The organism is Nonomuraea rhizosphaerae, from assembly GCF_019396405.1.
In the GTDB taxonomy this organism is placed as follows: domain Bacteria; phylum Actinomycetota; class Actinomycetes; order Streptosporangiales; family Streptosporangiaceae; genus Nonomuraea; species Nonomuraea rhizosphaerae.
In genome coordinates this window covers 1-16,957 of the sequence record NZ_JAHKRL010000407.1, presented here as the reverse complement: position 1 = coordinate 16,957, position 16,957 = coordinate 1, and the positions used below count along the sequence as shown (strand labels likewise).

The following is a 16,957-nucleotide window of genomic DNA, read 5'->3' as shown; positions in this document are numbered from 1 at the left end:
CTGCCGGACATGTCAACATCATTCCCGCGCTGAGGCCGAACGCGAGCAGCACGTCGATCCCGTCGTACGCCGAACTCATAGCGGAATCTCAGTAGACCGGACTCACATCCGGGCTCTCAGTACGTCGACCTCGCAGCCCGGCGAGGACGGGTCGAAGCCGTGCTCGGTCAGCCAGCGGATCGCCGTCAGGCTCCGCAGCGACCACCACGCACGGATCACGTCGAGATCGACGTCGGTGCCGTAACCGGCGAGGACGTCGTCAAGGCGCTCCTCGTGCCCGAGCGTCAAGATGGCGAGGTCGAACAGGGCGTCCCCCTGACTCGCCTCGGACCAGTCGATCACGCCGGTGATCTCGTCACCGTCGACGAACACGTGGGTGATCTGCAGGTCGCCGTGCGTGAACACCGGCGTCCACGACCGGAGCGCGGCCTCGGCGACCTCGCGGTTGCGCGTGACCAGCTCGGCCGGAAGCACGCTGCTAGTGATGAGCCATTCGCATTCGACGTCGAGGCCCGCCGCGATGTCGTCAAGGCTCCGGCCGGGCCACGGCGGCAGCGGCGCGTCGTGCAGCTTCCGTACGGCGGCACCCGCCGCGGCCCACGCCGCCGGCGACGCGGTCGACGGCTCGCCGAGGCGGCCGAGCGCCGTTCCCGGGACGGCGGCCAGCGCGAGCACGGGCGGCTTGCGCCACAGGACCCGCGGAGTCGGGATCGGCGCCATGGCCATCGCCTCGACCTCGACGTCAAGGCGCTCCTGCACAGCGTCGACCTTCAGGAACACATCGCCGACGCGCAGGGTCGTGCGCTCGTTGTGGGCGACGACGACCTCGACCTCGTCGATCTTCTCAGCCTCGTTCACGCCGGTCATTATCACGAGCCGATCGACCGAAAGTCGCGCATTTTTCGCGCGCGACCGCGCCACGTCACCCGATCGCACAGGCCATCACGACCCTGCCCGCCAACGAGACAGGTCTCCACCGCTCAGCACGAAAACATTCATTCCTGGCAGCCATTATTTCCGATAGAGGTGACGCAAATTCGTGATCGTGCGCAAGCGGTCTTCCATCGCCTTTACCGTGGGGAGCCTCGTCGGCGGCCCGGCCGGCGAAACGGACCGGAAGCCCTTCTCCAGCCAGGCCGCGGAGGTGGGGCCCCTTCCGTGGTCGGGAACCTCGCTCTGTTCGTCGCCGCCGGCGCGCTCGATGTCGAGCAGTATCCGCCAATCCCTGTCCGTACGGTCCAGAGATTTCCAGACGATGCCCATGAACACACCTGCCAGGCATTGGGCCTGCAGTTCTTCGCGACGCCCCTGCTCGTACAGCTCCTTCTTACCCTTGTACGGGTGCCGGTCGTACGCCCGGCGGATCACGGTAGGCCCGCCCTCTTGAAATGGGCGGCCCAGGAGGTGTTGAGGCAGTCCAGCACCGAGGTGAGATAGCGCTTGGCGGACGGCTTGCGGTCGGCTTTGACGCTCCGCTCGCGACACTCGGTGAGGTGAAGCTTTCCGGTGCGGTACAGCTTGTTGTCGGTGAGGACGCGGTCACGTATGGGAAACGACGCAGCGTGCTCCGCGCCGGGTAACAACAGGAACGGCGTGATTGAAATGACGATGTCCAGGGCGCGATCGCTCGTTTTCAGTTAACGCATTTTCCGGTTGCTTCGATATGCCGCCGAGGCGAAAGGCCTGGGCCGGCTGAGGCCGCACCGTGGCGAAGCGCGGCGGGCGTCAGCCCGCTGGGGGCGTTCGAGCGGCAGCGAGACCCTACAGGGGTCGGGACTGGGCCCGACCGAAGGAGGGTCTGGAGCCGAGGCGCGCAGCGCACCAGAAGCGGAAGTCCTTCGTGCGAAGGCCGTGGTTGACGAAGGCACTGTGGCGTGTTTACGTTTCCGGCACGTCACGAAAGTATCAGCTCGATTCCGAAAGTTTCGGAGGCGGAATGTTACGAGCCGTCATCGCGATCACCCTCCTGACCACCCCCGCCGTCACCCCAGCGGGCGAACCTCCGGCCATCACCGTCCGTGACCGCGTTCAGCATCAGACGATCGACGGGTTCGGCATCTCGCAGGCGTTCCGCCGCAACGAGCTCGTCCGGGCCCTGGACCCGCGGCAGCAGCGCGAGATCCTCGATCTGTGGTTCTCCCGCGACAAGGGCGCCGGCCTGAGCATTCTGCGGCTCGGGATCGGCTCGTCGCCCGCAGGCAGCCCGTACGACCACATGGTGACCATCCAGCCCGACGACCCCGGCGGCCCCGACGCGCCGCCCAAGTACGTCTGGGACGGTGACGACAACAGCCAGGTCTGGGTCGCCAAGGCCGCCCAGGGGTACGGGGTGCGCAGGTTCTTCGCCGACGCCTGGAGCGCGCCCGGCTACATGAAGGACAACAACGACGACAAGAACGGCGGCACGCTCAAGCCGGAGTGGCAGCGCGCCTACGCCCGTTACCTGGTGCAGTACACCAAGTTCTACGCCCAGGAGGGCATCAGGATCACCGATCTCGGGTTCACCAACGAGCCCGACTGGACCGCTACGTACGCGTCCATGCGGTTCACCCCGCAGCAGGCCGCCGAGTTCGTCAAGGTGCTCGGGCCGATCGCCGAGCGCGCCAGGAGCGCCGATCTCGTCTGCTGCGACTCGTTCGGCTGGAACGAGGCCAAGGCGTACACGGCCGCGATCGAGGCCGACCCCGAGGCCCGCCGCTGGGTGAAGACGCACACCGGCCACACGTACGCGAGTCCGGTGGACGCCCCGCTGCCCACCGGCCGCAGGACGTGGATGTCGGAGTGGAACCCCAACGGCACCACCTGGAACGAGAACTGGGACGACGGCAGCGGTTATGACGGGTTCACGATCGCCGAGGCCGTGCACGACGCGCTGACGAAGGGCGGGGTCACCGGATACATCTACTGGCTGGGCGGCTCCCGGGGCGCGACCAGGGCGCTGCTGCAGATCGACGACGTCGCGCGCACGTACCGCGTCTCCAAGCGGCTGTGGGCGCTGGCGGCCTACAGCAGGTTCATCCGGCCGGGCGCGGTGCGACTGGACGCGACGGCGGCCGATCCGGCGCTGAAAGTTTCAGCGTTCCGCAATCCCGACGGGTCCCGGGTGGTCGAGGTGCTCAACACCGGCACCGCGGCCGTCACGTGGAAGGGCGTGCACGGGCGGGCCACCGCGTACGTCACGGACACCACCAACTCGCTCACCGCCGCCCCGGTCACCGGCCGCACGGTGACCCTCCAGCCCCGGGCGCTCACCACGATCGTCATAGGAGGCCGTTCATGAGAGCAGCGTCGTTCACCGGAGGAAGCCGCCTGCCGCGGTGCCGGTCGTCCCGTTCAGGAGGCCGTTCATGAAAGCCCTCGGCAAAGCCTTAGGGGTCGCGTTGGCTCTGGTGCTCGCCGCCCCCGTGCCCGCGCTCGCCGCCCCCGCGTCGAACGCGGCCGACCCCGCGCCGGCCGACCCCGCGCAGACGGACCGCGGCTCGCACGGCCGCACCCCGCGTGACCTGCGCGAGCTGGCCCACAAGACCGGCGTCCGGTTCGGCTCCGCCGTGGACGTGGCCGCGCTGCGCGCCGAGCGCGACTACCGTACGGTGCTCAACCGCGAGTTCACCCACGTCACCGCCGAGAACGCGATGAAGTGGGAGTCGGTCGAGCCGCAGCGCGGCGTGTTCACCTGGGCCGACGCCGACGCGGTGGTCGAGAACGCCCGCCGCAACGGCCAGAAGGTACGCGGCCACACCCTTGTCTGGCACAACCAGCTGCCCGCCTGGCTGACCACCGGCGTCGAGAACGGCACGATCAGCGACACCGAGCTCAGGAAGATCCTGCGCGACCACGTGACGACCCAGGTCAGCCGCTACCGGGGCAAGATCAGGGCCTGGGACGTGGTCAACGAGGTCGTGGACGACGACGGCGCGATGCGGCAGACCATCTGGCTCACCCACCTGGGCCCCGGTTACATCGCCGACGTGTTCCGGTGGGCGCGCAAGGCGGACCCGCACGTCAAGCTGTACATCAACGACTACAACCTGGAGTGGAACACCGCCAAGATCGACACCACGCTCGCCATCGTCAAGGACCTCCAGGCGAAGCGGGTCCCGATCGACGGCATCGGCTTCCAGGGACATCTCGGGATCCAGTACGACTATCCAGGCGACTGGGCGAACGTCATGCGCCGCTTCACCGACCTCGGCCTGGAGGCGGCGGTGACCGAGATGGACGTGCGCATGATCCTGCCGGTGACGCCCGAGAAGCTGGCCACGCAGGCCGACTACTACGGCCGGGCGCTGAGTGACTGCCTGAGCGTGCCGGCGTGCCGCGAGTTCACGGTGTGGGGGTTCACCGACCGGCACTCGTGGGTGCCCGGCTGGTTCGACGGGGAGGGCGCCGCCTGCCTGTTCGACGAGAGCCTGGCGCCGAAGCCCGCCTATCGGAGGCTGCTGGCCACGAGCAGGCCGTGAGTTCCGCCTCCGTCCGATCCCGGTCCTGCCGACACTCGGCTGTCCGGTGGTGAGCACCCGGGATCGGACGGAGGCCCCTGGAGAAGAGCCGGAGGCCCCGGAGAAGGTCAGCGGCCCGTGAACTTGGCCTGCGTCTTGTCGGCGAACGCCCGCATCCCGATCTTGGCGTCGTCCGTCGCGAACAGCCCGGAGAACTGCAGCCGCTCGATCTCCAGCCCCGTGGCCAGGTCCGTCTCAAGGCCCTGGTCCACCGCCTCCTTGGCGGCCCGCAGCGCCACGGCCGGCCCGCCGGCGAACGTCGCCGCCCAGGCCAGCGCCGCCGCGTGCACCTCGGCGTCGGGCACCACCCGGTCCACCAGCCCGAGCGCGAGCGCCTCGTCGGCCGGGACGTGCCGTCCCGAGTAGATCAGGTCCTTGGCGCGGGCGGGCCCGATCAGCCGGGGCAGCCGCTGTGTGCCCCCGGCGCCGGGGATGATGCCGAGCAGGATCTCCGGCTGCCCCAGCTTGGCCGACTCCCCCGCGACCCGGAAGTCCGCGCACAACGCCAGCTCGCACCCGCCGCCCAGCGCGTAGCCGGTGACGGCCGCGATGACGGGCTTGCCGATCGCGGCCACGGCCGTGAAGCAGCCCTGGAGCGCCTTGGAGTGGGCCGCCATGTCGGCGTACGACATGTCCGCCATCTCCTTGACGTCCACGCCGGCCGCGAACGCCCGTTCGCCTCCGTACACGACGACCGCGTGCACGGAGGTGTCCGCGGAGACGGTCAGGGCCGCCTCGCCGAGCTCGCGCTGCATCTGCCGGTTGATGGCGTTCATCTTGGGACGGTCAAGCCTGATGGTGGCGATCTGGTCGGCCACTTCGACGCGTACGAACTCACCCATGGTTCAGGACACTACAAGCAGCGTCCTGGGCCCCGGCGACGCGGCGGACCACGTCGACGAGGTCGGTACGCGGCGTCCAGCCGAGCAGCGAGCGCAGCCGTCCCACGTCGGCCAGCGAGTCGCCGGGCTCGGCGGCGGGAGCGGGCACGACGTCGAAGGTGAGCGTGGCGCCGGTCACCGTGGCGACCGCCCGCGCCATGGACCGCAGCGTGATCCCCTGCCCGGTCCCCAGGTTCACCACGCCGGGCACGCCGATGAGGGAGATCATCGCGCGGGCGGCCTGCCGTACGTCGGTCACGTCCCGCGTACGGTCGAGCGACCCGAGCACGCGGAGCGGGCGGCCCTCCAGCGCGGCGCGCAGCCACAGCGACAGGGCCATGTCGGGCCGCTGGCCCTCGCCCGCGACGGTGAACGGCCGCACGACCGTCACCGGACGAGCGGCGCAGAGGCTCTCCAGGGCGGCCTTGCTGCGCGCGTACCCCCCGAGCGGCCGTAAGGCGTCGGTCTCGGCGCTGGGCCGCCCGCCGGCGCACCCGCCGTACACCGAGCTGGAGGAGGTGACCAGCAGCGGGACGCCGGGCGGCGTCAGCGCCAGCACCCTGGCTCCCACCAGCACGTTGTCCCGGTAGCGCCGCCAGGCGACGCCGGCCCGCGCGTCACGCACGCCCGTACATCCGGCCAGGTGATATACCTCGTCAGCGTCCGCGAGGAGCCCGGCGTCGAGGGAGAGCAGGTCACCGGTGACCACCGTCAACCCCGGCCGCCCGGCGAGCGGCCGCCGGTCGATCGCGACGACCCGGGCGCCGCGGGCCAGCAGCGCGGAGGTGAGCGCGCGCCCGATGAACCCGGCCGCACCGGTCACGATGGACGTCACCCGCCCCACCATAAGCCGTCAACTACTGAAAAATCTCTTCGCAAAGCTCTCGCCGAAGAAGGAAATTGTTGAGACCCTGGCTCCGGACAAACCCCCCAGTCGAGGAGCGTAGATGCGCAGAGCATTGGCGATCGCGGTGGTCGCCTTCCTGCCATTCGTGAACGTGACAGCGGCGCGGGCCGCCGAACCCGACGACCGGCAGGCGGCCTTCAGCGCGGCGGCGAAGGAGTTCAAGGTCCCGGAGAGCGTCCTGCTGGGCGTCTCCTACCTGGAGTCGCGCTGGGACTCCCACGCCGGGCAGCCCAGCAACGACGCCGGGTTCGGTCCCATGCACCTGACCGACGCGGCCGCCTACACCGGGACGAACCACCACGGCGAGGGCGAGGAGGACGCGCGCGGCGACGAGAGCAGGCCCGTCCCCGTCACCAAGGCGGAGGCTCCGCAGCAGATCCCCGCGAGCCTGCGGACGATGGAGAAGGCCGCCGAGCTGACCGGCGAGTCCCACGAGAGGCTCCGCGCCGACGCCGCCGCGAACATCAGGGGCGGCGCCGCGCTGCTGGCCGACCACCAGAAGTCGCTCGGCGCCCCGCTCAGCGACAACCCCGGCGAATGGTACGGCGCGGTCGCCAAGTACTCCGGCGCCGAGGAGGCCGAGGCGGCCAAGGTCTTCGCCGACGAGGTCTACGGCACGATCGAGGAGGGCGCCGAGCGCGTCACCGACGACGGCCAGAAGGTCAGCCTCAAGCCGGTCAGGAACCTGAACAAGATCAAGAAGTGGCTGGAGAAGCTCGGTCTCCGGCCGCCGCGCAAGGACGGCGTCGAGTGCCCGCCGACGATCTCCTGCGAGTGGATCCCCTCCGCGTACGCCGAGAAGCCGAACGGCGACTACGGCCACTACGACCTGGCCAACCGGCCCTTCAGCCAGAAGATCGAGTACATCGTCATCCACGACATGGAGGGCTACTTCCTGCCGTCCATCGGCCTGAACCAGGACGTCAACTACGGCGCGAGCTGGCAGTACTCGGTCCGCTCCGCGGACGGCCACATCGCCCAGCACGTCAAGGGCAAGGACGTCGCCTGGCAGGCCGGCAACTGGTACATCAACGCCAAGTCCATCGGCATCGAGCACGAGGGCTTCCTGGCCGAGGGCAGCACCTGGTACACCGAGGCGATGTACCGCACGTCGGCCAAGCTCGTGCGCTACCTGGCGCTGCGGTACGGCGTCCCGCTCGACCGCGCCCACATCATCGGCCACGACAACGTCCCCGGCACGCTGCCGACCACGGTCCGCGGCATGCACGAGGACCCGGGCCCGTTCTGGGACTGGGACCACTACTTCAAGCTGATCGGCGCCCCGCTGCGCGGCTTCGGCGGCCCGCGGGCCGGCTCGGTCATGATCAAGCCGGACTTCGCCACCAACAAGCCGTACTTCTACGGCTGCGACCGCAAGAACCCCGAGGCCGCCTGCCCGCCGCTCAGCGCCGGCACCGTGTGGCTGCGCACCGAGCCGCGGGACGACGCGCCGCTGATCAAGGACATCGGCAAGCACCCGACCGCCCCCAACGAGTCCCTCTACAGCGTGTACGACCACAGCGCCCGCGCCAGCACCGGCCAGCGCTTCGCCGTCGCCGGGCGGCAGGGCGACTGGACGGCGATCTGGTACCTCGGCCAGAAGGGCTGGTTCAAGAATCCGGCCTCCGCGCCCACCGCGGTGCCGTCCGTGGGGCTGGTGGTGACGCCCAAGCCGGGGCTGGCGACGGTGCCGGTGTACGGCAGGGCCTATCCGGAGCAGGAGGCGTATCCGGCCGACATTCCGTACCAGGCGGTGACGCCGCTGCAGTACGCGTTCTCGGCGGGGGAGAAGTACACGCTGTCGGGGACGGCGGCGGCGGAGTACTACCGGGCGGTCACCTTCACCACGGAGCAGGATCACAAGGTGGTGCGGGGCAAGACGAAGTATCTGCAGATCCAGTTCGGGCATCGGGTGATGTTCGTCAAGGCTGACGACGTTCGGGTGTCGCTCTCCTGACGTTCTGGCCTCCCAACGACCGACAGGCCCCCGCCGTACTCCGGCGGGGGCTTCTTGGAGAAAAAGAGAGACGAGACCCCGGAGGGGCGGGGGCCGCGAGACGGAACCGCACGCTACGTGGCGAAGCGGCGGGCCGCGGGGGGCGGTGGCGGAAGGCGCACGACCGCGTGGCGGGTGTCGTGGAAGGGTGACGCGGCCCGCCTCAGGGGGCGGACCGGGTGGTCAGGGCTGGCGGCGGACCGGGGTGGCGCGGCGGGTGAACTCCTTGACCGCGCGCCGAGTGCTCTGCAACGCCTCCTGCGAGGAGTCGAAGGTCCGCTGGGCGACGCCGACGAACACGCAGTCCACGACCAGGAGCTGGCTGATCCTGCTGGCCAGGGCCCCGGGCCGGAACTCCGTCTCGCGCCCGGCCGAGATCAGCACGTGCTCGGCCAGGTCCGCGATCGTCGAGCGGGGGTTGTTGGTGATCGCGACGGTCGTCGCGCCCGCCTCCCCTGCCCTGGACAGCGGTTCGAGCACGTCGGGCGTCTCGCCCGAGGTGCTGATGCCGATCGCCACGTCCCCCTGCTTGAGCAGCACCGCGCTGGTCAGCGCCAGGTGGGCGTCCTGGAAGGCGTGGCTGGACAGGCCGATGCGCAGCAGCTTCTGGGCGACGTCCTCGGCCACCAGGCCGGAGGCGCCGACGCCGTAGGCGTCCACCCGCCTGGCGGCGGCGATGGCGTCCACGACCAGGCCGAGCCGCTCCGAGGTGAGCTGGGCGACCGTGTCGTTGATCGCCTCGGACTCGGCCCTGGCCACCTTCTGGATGACCTCCGACAGCGGGTCGTCGGGCGCCAGGTCGCCGGGCACCAGCCGGTCGGGCTGGGCCGCGGCGGCCGCCAGCGCCAGCCGTAGCTGCGGGTACCCCGCGAAGCCCAGCAGCCGCGCCGTGCGCACGATCGTCGCCTCGCTGGTGCCGGAGGCGGCCGACAGCTCGGTGATCGTGCTTCTGGCGACGGTCGCCGGGTCCTCCAGGATGAGCCGGGCGACGGTCTGCGCGGCCGGCGTCAAGGACGGCAGCACACCGCGGACCGTCGCCACCAGAGTGTCGGCCCGCAGGCCGTTCCCGCTGTCGTCCACGGACCCGATTATGACGCCCCCGGAGCCGCAGGCCCACCTGGCCGTCCGGAGGTGGTCACCGCAGCATCCCGTTCGTCATCCCGGCGGGCTCCTCCGGGACGGCGATCAGGCCGAGTTCGGCGCGGTTCGCGGTCAGCGGGTGGTGCGGGACGGCCCGGACGGTGTAGCCGAACGCGCCGGTGCGGTCGAGCGGCACGGTGCCCGTGTAGTGGGCCCGCCCGTCGTCGTCCACGCCGTCGGCGCTCAGCTCCTTGTAGGCGGGGTGGTCGAGCTCGTCGTGCGCCCCGACCTTGCCGTACGCGGCCTCGACCAGCACGTCGCCGGGCTCCAGGTCGCCGAGCGCCACCGTGGCGCGCAGCTCCAGAGAGGCTCCGACCTCGGGCGTGTCGCCGACGCCGGACGCCTCGACGTGCTCGATCCGCACCCCCGGCCAGGCCCGCGTGGCGCGCACCCGCCAGGCCGCGAACGCCTTGGCCGCGGCGTAGTTGTCGGCCGACAGCTCACGGCCCGACTTCGCGGCGGGCACGTACAGGCCGACCACGTAGTCGCGCAGCATCCGGCTGGCCAGCACCTTGGGGCCGAGCGAGGTGAGCGTGTGCTTGACCATCTCCAGCCAGCGGCGCGGCAGCCCGTCGCCCGCCCGGTCGTAGAAGCGGTCGGACACCTCGTGCTCGATCAGGTCGTAGAGGGCGGCGGCCTCCAGCTCGTCGCGCCGCTCGGGGTCGGTGACGCCGTCGGCGGTGGGGATGGCCCAGCCGTTGGTGCCGTCGTACCACTCGTCCCACCAGCCGTCGCGGATGGACAGGTTGAGCCCGCCGTTCAGGGCCGACTTCATGCCCGAGGTGCCGGAGGCCTCCAGCGGGCGCAGCGGGTTGTTCAGCCAGACGTCGCAGCCCTGGGTCATGAGCTGGCCCAGCGCCATGTCGTAGTCGGGCAGGAACACGATCCGGTGGCGCACCTGGGCCTTGTCGGCGAACTTGACGATCTGCTGGATCAGCTTCTTGCCGCCCTCGTCGGCGGGGTGCGCCTTGCCGGCGATCACGATCTGGACCGGCTTGTTCGCGTCCAGGAGAAGGTCCGTCAGCCGCTGCGCGTCGCTGAGCATCAGCGTGAGCCGCTTGTACGAGGGCACCCGCCGGGCGAACCCGATCGTCAGCACGTCCGGGTCGAGCACGTCGTCGATCCAGCCGAGCTCGGCGTCGGAGGCGCCGCGGTCGCGCCACGACTTGCGCAGCTTGACCCGCGCGCCCTCGACCAGGCGGCGGCGCAGGGTGCGCCTGATCTCCCAGATGTCGGAGTCGGAGATCTTCTGCACGCCCTCCCAGCCGCGCGCCCGCTCGATGAGCGAGGGCAGCTCGCGGCCGGCCAGCTCCATGAGCTCGCGGCCGACCCAGGTGGGCGCGTGGACGCCGTTGGTGATCGAGCCGATCGGCACCTCGTCCAGGTCGAAGCCGGGCCACAGGTTCTGGAACATCCCCCGGCTGACCTCGCCGTGCAGCACCGACACGCCGTTGACGCGCTGGGCCAGCCGCATCCCCATGATCGCCATGTTGAAGCGGCCGGGCTCGTCCTCGGCGCCGAGCGCCAGGATGCGCTCGACCGGCACGGTCGGCCAGGCGTTGTCGCCGCCGAACTGCCGCTCGATCATGTCGACCGGGAACCTGTCGATGCCGGCCGGCACCGGCGTGTGCGTGGTGAACACCGTGCCCGCGCGCACGGCCTCCAGCGCCTCGTCGAACGACAGGCGCGCCTCGGTCAGCTCGCGGATGCGCTCCAGGCCGAGGAAGCCGGCGTGGCCCTCGTTGGTGTGGAACACCTCGGGCTCGGCGTGTCCGGTGATGCGGCAGTACGCGCGGATCGCCCGTACGCCGCCGACGCCGAGGAGCAGCTCCTGCAGCAGCCGGTGGTCGGTGCCGCCGCCGTAGAGGCGGTCGGTGACGTCGCGCGCGGCGGCGTCGTTCTCGGCCACGTCGGAGTCGAGCAGCAGCAGCGGCACCCGGCCCACCTGGGCCACCCAGAGCTGCGCGTGCAGCTCCCGCTCGCCCGGCAGGGCGATGCGGATCTTGACGGGCGCGCCGTCCTCCTCCTTGACGAGGGTCAGCGGCAGGCCGCCCGCGTCGAGGGACGGGTAGTGCTCAAGCTGCCATCCCTCTGGCGAGAGGGACTGAGTGAAGTAACCGTGGCGGTACAGGAGCCCCACGGCGAGGATCGGCACCCCGAGGTCGCTGGCGGTCTTCAGGTGATCGCCGGCGAGGATGCCGAGACCGCCCGAGTACTGCGGCAGCGCCGCGGCGATGCCGTACTCGGGCGAGAAGTAGGCGATGGCGCGCGCGGCATCAGGCAGCGTCTGGTACCAGCGCGGTGCGGTCATGTATTCACGCAGGTCGTCTGCGGCGTCGGCGAGCCGGCGCAGGAAGCGGCGGTCGGCGGCCAGCTCGGCCAGCCTGGCGTGGTCTACGGCCCCCAGAAGGGCCACGGGGTCGTGCCCCACTTGCTCCCAGAGCCTGGGATCGACCTCGGCGAAGAGGTCGGTCGTCTCCGGGTGCCATGACCAGCGCAGATTCTGTACGAGCTCGCCGAGGGCGGCCAGCTCCGCGGGCAGGACGGTGCGGACGGTGAACCGACGGATTGCTCTCACGATTTTGAACCCTATGGGCTAGGAGGGACCTCTGAGTCCCTCACCAACGGCAAGCCCGTTCAAACCCCTTCCGAGAAGAAGCATGAAGAGGGACTATTGGGGCAACTTCCACCAATGTTGGCTCTCCTGGGGACACTCGGGAGGTCCTCCACTGCTGCCCACAATTTACATGCAAGGATCGATCCTGCCAGGAAGCCTCCGGCGGTACCGAGCGTACCGTCGCAACCTTGAAATGCGATGATCGGACGAATTCCCATCTCGGACATCTCCCCCGTCGTCGACTGCGGGCAATGGCCCGCCAAGGCGGTCGCCGGTGAGACCTTCCAGGTCTCGGCGACCGTCTTCAGAGAAGGCCACGACGCCGTGGCCGCGGGCGTGGTGCTCACCTCGCCCGATGGGCAGCGCTGCCGTCTGAGACCCATGCGCGAGCTAGCGCCGGGCACGGACCGGTGGGGCACCGACGTATGTCTGCCGACCGAGGGCGGCTGGCTGTTCCGTGTGGAGGCATGGAGCGACCCCTTCGCCACGTGGCTGCACGACGCCGAGATCAAGATCCCGCGCGGCCTGGACACCGACCTCATGTGCGAGGAGGGCGCCCGGCTGTTCGACCGCGCGGCCAAGGCCGTACGGCAGGCCGACTGCCCGTCGCCGACCAGCGCCGGCAACGGGCACCCCGTGCCGCAGAGCAAGACATCACACAACGGCAGGACGGGCGGGGACGGGCAGCCGGAGGCGACGTGCGGGCACCGCGCCGCCTTGCTGGCGGTCGCCTCCACGCTCCGCGACGAGCAGCTCGACCCGCGGGCCAGGCTGTCGATCGCGCAGCTTCCCGAGACGGCCCAGCTGCTGGAGGCGCATCCGCTGCGCGACCTGGTGACCAGGTCACGGCCGCGGAAGATCAGGGTTGACCGGCGGCGGGCGCTGTACGGCTCGTGGTACGAGTTCTTCCCCCGGTCCGAGGGGGCGGTCGTCAACGAGTCCGGCATCTCCAAGTCCGGAAATTTCCAGACCGCCGCCAAGCGCCTGCCCGCGATCGCCAAGATGGGCTTCGACGTCGTCTACCTGCCCCCGATCCATCCGATCGGGGAAAAGTTCCGTAAAGGCCGCAACAACACGCTCAGCCCGGAGCCCGACGAGCCGGGCTCGCCCTGGGCGATCGGCTCCGAGGACGGCGGCCATGACGCCATCCACCCCGACCTGGGCACGATCGAGGACTTCGACGAGTTCACCGGCCACGCCCGCGAGCTGGGCATGGAGATCGCGATCGACTTCGCGCTGCAGTGCTCCCCCGACCACCCGTGGGTCAAGGAGCACCCCGAGTGGTTCACGATCAGGGCCGACGGCACCATCGCCTACGCCGAGAACCCGCCGAAGAAGTACCAGGACATCTACCCGGTCAACTTCGACAAGGACCCGGAGGGGATCTACACCGAGGTCAAGCGGGTGCTGCGGCACTGGATGGACCACGGCGTGCGGATCTTCCGGGTGGACAACCCGCACACCAAGCCGGTGGCCTTCTGGGAGCGGATGCTGGCCGACATCCACACCACCGACCCTGACGTGCTCTTCCTGGCCGAGGCGTTCACCCGGCCGGCGATGCTGCAGACGCTGGCCAAGGTGGGCTACCACCAGTCCTACACGTACTTCACGTGGAAGAACTCCAAGCAGGACGTGGAGACGTACCTGTCGGAGCTGTCGCACGACACGTCGCACTTCCTGCGGCCCAACGTGTTCGTCAACACTCCGGACATTCTTCACGAATACCTACAGCATGGTGGTATTCCGGCTTTCCGCATCAGAGCGGCGCTTGCTGCGCTCGCTTCGCCGACGTGGGGGGTGTATTCCGGGTACGAACTCGGAGAAAACATCCCAGTCCGCCCGGGGAGCGAGGAATACCTAGATAGCGAGAAATATCAGTACAGACCTCGCGACTGGGCCGCGGCCGAGCGGGAGGGGCGGAGCCTGGCACCGTTCCTCACTCACCTGAATTTGTTTCGAAGAGCACATCCGGCACTGCAGGAATTGCGTAATCTACGGTTCCACCGGATCGACCACCCGGACATGGTGTGCTTCTCGAAGCGGCTTCCGGGCGCCTATGACACGGCCACACGAAGGCACGGGCTGGGCGACGTCGTCCTTGCGGTCATCAACCTCGATCCTCACAACACCCACGAGGCCACGGTCGAGCTGGACATGCCGGCCCTCGGCCTCGACTGGAACGCCGAGTTCGTCGTCGACGACGAGCTGTCGGGCGAGTCGTATCGTTGGCGGCAGAACAACTACGTGCGACTCGACCCGTATATCCAGCCTGCCCACATCCTCACCGTACGAGCCGCGCCACGGTAGCGAACAGAATTCAGCGGGGAGTCTTCAACGTGTGTGAAAGCGCCTCCCTCATGAGTCCAAGGGAGTGCTCATGAGCTCCACACCCATTCCCAACAGCTTCGACGAGGAGAAGCCGCGCGACCCGTACTGGTACAAGCGCGCCGTCTTCTACGAGGTGCTGATCAGGGGTTTCTCCGATTCCAACGGAGACGGGACCGGAGACATCAAAGGTCTGATCGGTAAGCTCGACTACCTGCAGTGGCTCGGCGTGGACTGTCTGTGGCTGTTGCCGCTGTACGAGTCCCCGCTGCGCGACGGCGGCTATGACATAGCCGACTTCATGAAGATCCTCCCGGAGTTCGGCGACCTGGGGGACTTCGTGAGGCTGGTCGACGAGGCCCACAAGCGAGGCATGCGGGTCATCGCCGACCTGGTGATGAACCACACCAGCGACGCCCACCCGTGGTTCCAGGCCGCCCGGCACGACCCCGAGGGGCCGTTCGGCGACTTCTACGTGTGGTCCGACAACGACACCGCCTACCCGGACGCCCGGATCATCTTCATCGACACCGAGACGTCCAACTGGACCTACGACCAGGTCAGGGGCCAGTACTACTGGCACCGCTTCTTCCACCACCAGCCGGACCTCAACTACGAGAACCCGGCGGTCCAGGACGCGATGCTGGAGGTCCTGCGCTTCTGGCTCGACCTGGGCATCGACGGCTTCCGGCTGGACGCCGTGCCGTACCTGTTCGAGGAGGAGCGCACCAACTGCGAGAACCTGCCGAAGACGCACCAGTACCTGAAGCGGGTCCGCAAGGAGATCGACCGGCTCTACCCCGACCGGGTGCTGCTGGCCGAGGCCAACCAGTGGCCCTCGGACGTGGTCGAGTACTTCGGCGACCCGGTGGGCGGCGGCGACGAGTGCCACATGGCCTTCCACTTCCCGCTGATGCCGCGCATCTTCATGGCTGTACGCAGGGAGTCGCGTTACCCGATCTCCGAGATCCTGGCCCAGACCCCGAAGATTCCGGAACATTGCCAATGGGGCATCTTCCTCCGCAACCACGACGAGCTGACGCTCGAGATGGTCACGGACGAGGAACGCGACTACATGTACGCCGAGTACGCCAAGGACCCGCGCATGCGGGCCAACGTCGGCATCCGGCGGCGGCTGGCGCCCCTGCTGGAGAACGACCGCAACCAGATCGAGCTGTTCACCGCGCTGCTCCTGTCGCTGCCCGGCTCGCCGGTGCTCTACTACGGCGACGAGATCGGCATGGGCGACAACATCTGGCTCGGCGACCGCGACGGCGTGCGCACGCCCATGCAGTGGGACCCCGACCGCAACGCCGGGTTCTCCGACTGCGACCCGGGCCGGCTCTACCTGCCGGTCATCATGGACCCGATCTACGGCTACCAGGGGCTCAACGTCGAGGCCCAGCAGAAGAACTCGGGCTCGCTGCTCCACTGGACCAAGCGGATGATCGAGATCCGCAAGCGGCACCCGGTCTTCGGCCTGGGCGAGTTCACCGAGCTGAACTCCTCCAACCCGAGCGTCCTGGCCTTCGTCCGCGAGCTGGGCGACGACCGGATGCTCTGCGTCAACAACCTCTCCCGCTTCCCGCAGCCCGTCGAACTGGACCTGCGCAGGTTCGTCGGCGTCTCACCCGTCGAGACGATGGGTGGAGTCCCATTTCCGGCAATTGGCGAACTTCCGTATCTTTTGACGCTTCCCGGGCATGGGTTCTATTGGTTCACGCTCCCACCGACCGTCACTCAGGAGGAGTAGGACGTGCTTGATGAGCTCCTTGCCGCTTGGATCGGTAACCAACGATGGTTCGGCGGCAAGGGGCGCCCGATCGACTCCTTGTCGATCGAGTCGGACGTCACGATCGACGCCGGCGACCCTGGCCTGCGCCACCTCGTCGTGGCGGTATGGCAGGGCGGCTCCCGCGACCGCTACCAGATCCTGCTCGGCACCCGGACCGAGCTCCCCGACCGGCTTCGGCACGCCCTGATAGGCATGCTGGAGCAGGACCATCAGCGCTACGTCTACGACGCCCTCCACGACCAGTCGCTGACCCACTGGATCCTGGAGAGCATGGCCACCGGCTCCGGCTGGGAGGGCGTGCGCTTCCGGCACATGCCCGGCGTCACCATCGACACCTCGCCGCGCAGCCTCGTGCTCGGCGCCGAGCAGTCCAACACCTCGCTCGTGTACGGCGACGCCTACATCTGCAAGTTCTTCCGCCGCCTCATCCCCGGCGTGAACCCCGAGCTGGAGATCGTCACCGCCCTCGCCGGACGCGAGGCCCCGCACATCGCCCAGCCGTACGGGTGGATGGAGGCCGACCTCGACGGCACCTCCACGACGCTCGCGTTCATGCAGGAGTTCCTCTCCAACTCCAACGACGGCTGGGACCTCGCGCTCACCAGCGTGCGCGACTTCTACGGCTCGCCGCCCGAGCTGCCGGCCGGCGACGCGGGCGGCGACTTCGCGGCCGAGGCGCACCGGCTCGGCGCCGCCACCGCCCGCGTCCACCAGGAGCTGGCGGCCGCCTTCCCGACCGAGATCGTGGAGGGGCACGAGGTCAAGCGCATGGCCGAGGGGTTCCGGCGGCGGGTCGG

12 protein-coding genes are annotated in these 16,957 nt (G+C 69.3%); 6 read left to right on the top strand and 6 right to left on the bottom strand.

All coding sequences use genetic code 11. The features are described 5' to 3' along the window. Nucleotides 1-102 precede the first annotated feature (102 nt). Nucleotides 103-858, bottom strand: a complete 756-nt coding sequence (locus KME77_RS20785; RefSeq protein ID WP_372451204.1) for a phosphotransferase family protein — start codon at nt 856-858, stop codon at nt 103-105. A gap of 153 nt (nt 859-1,011) precedes the next feature. Beyond that, nucleotides 1,012-1,368, bottom strand: a complete 357-nt coding sequence (locus tag KME77_RS20780; RefSeq protein WP_219470297.1) for a neutral zinc metallopeptidase — start codon at nt 1,366-1,368, stop codon at nt 1,012-1,014. Nucleotides 1,369-1,936: 568 nt separating this feature from the next. On the opposite strand from KME77_RS20780, the gene KME77_RS20775 reads away from it, so the two are divergent. Continuing rightward, nucleotides 1,937-3,280, top strand: a complete 1,344-nt coding sequence (locus KME77_RS20775; RefSeq protein ID WP_219470295.1) for a glycoside hydrolase family 30 protein — start codon at nt 1,937-1,939, stop codon at nt 3,278-3,280. A gap of 109 nt (nt 3,281-3,389) precedes the next feature. Continuing rightward, entirely contained in the window at nt 3,390-4,460 is a 1,071-nt protein-coding gene (locus KME77_RS20770; RefSeq protein ID WP_308250795.1) for an endo-1,4-beta-xylanase, read from the top strand. Between the two features lie 107 nt (nt 4,461-4,567). Here KME77_RS20770 and KME77_RS20765 read toward each other — a convergent pair whose 3' ends face one another. Both KME77_RS20765 and KME77_RS20760 read right to left on the bottom strand, forming a co-directional pair. Next, nucleotides 4,568-5,341 (bottom strand): enoyl-CoA hydratase/isomerase family protein, encoded by a 774-nt coding sequence (locus KME77_RS20765; RefSeq protein ID WP_219470291.1) that lies wholly within the window; start codon nt 5,339-5,341, stop codon nt 4,568-4,570. After that, nucleotides 5,334-6,215, bottom strand: coding sequence for an NAD-dependent epimerase/dehydratase family protein (locus tag KME77_RS20760; RefSeq protein ID WP_219470288.1), 882 nt, complete (start codon nt 6,213-6,215; stop codon nt 5,334-5,336). Before KME77_RS20760 ends, KME77_RS20765 begins: the two co-directional genes overlap by 8 nt. A 112-nt stretch (nt 6,216-6,327) precedes the next feature. On the opposite strand from KME77_RS20760, the gene KME77_RS20755 reads away from it, so the two are divergent. After that, a complete protein-coding gene (locus tag KME77_RS20755; RefSeq protein ID WP_219470286.1) occupies nt 6,328-8,244 on the top strand; it encodes an N-acetylmuramoyl-L-alanine amidase in 1,917 nt (638 codons plus the stop codon). Between the two features lie 222 nt (nt 8,245-8,466). Here KME77_RS20755 and KME77_RS20750 read toward each other — a convergent pair whose 3' ends face one another. After that, the gene (locus tag KME77_RS20750) at nt 8,467-9,363 is read right to left on the bottom strand and encodes a MurR/RpiR family transcriptional regulator (RefSeq protein ID WP_219470284.1); all 897 of its coding nucleotides are present in this window, start codon (nt 9,361-9,363) and stop codon (nt 8,467-8,469) included. Between the two features lie 55 nt (nt 9,364-9,418). Further along, nucleotides 9,419-12,001: an alpha-glucan family phosphorylase gene (gene glgP / locus KME77_RS20745; RefSeq protein ID WP_219470282.1), complete on the bottom strand. Its 2,583-nt coding sequence runs from the start codon at nt 11,999-12,001 to the stop codon at nt 9,419-9,421. Nucleotides 12,002-12,238: 237 nt separating this feature from the next. Between glgP and KME77_RS20740 the strand changes: the two genes are divergently transcribed. From KME77_RS20740 to KME77_RS20730, 3 genes are all read left to right on the top strand, one after another. Next, the gene (locus KME77_RS20740; RefSeq protein ID WP_219470279.1) at nt 12,239-14,347 is read left to right on the top strand and encodes an alpha-1,4-glucan--maltose-1-phosphate maltosyltransferase; all 2,109 of its coding nucleotides are present in this window, start codon (nt 12,239-12,241) and stop codon (nt 14,345-14,347) included. Nucleotides 14,348-14,417: 70 nt separating this feature from the next. Next, nucleotides 14,418-16,118 (top strand): maltose alpha-D-glucosyltransferase, encoded by a 1,701-nt coding sequence (gene treS / locus KME77_RS20735; protein ID WP_219470277.1) that lies wholly within the window; start codon nt 14,418-14,420, stop codon nt 16,116-16,118. Between the two features lie 3 nt (nt 16,119-16,121). Then, the coding region (locus KME77_RS20730; protein ID WP_443679672.1) for a maltokinase N-terminal cap-like domain-containing protein at nt 16,122-16,957 on the top strand (836 nt) is incomplete at its 3' end.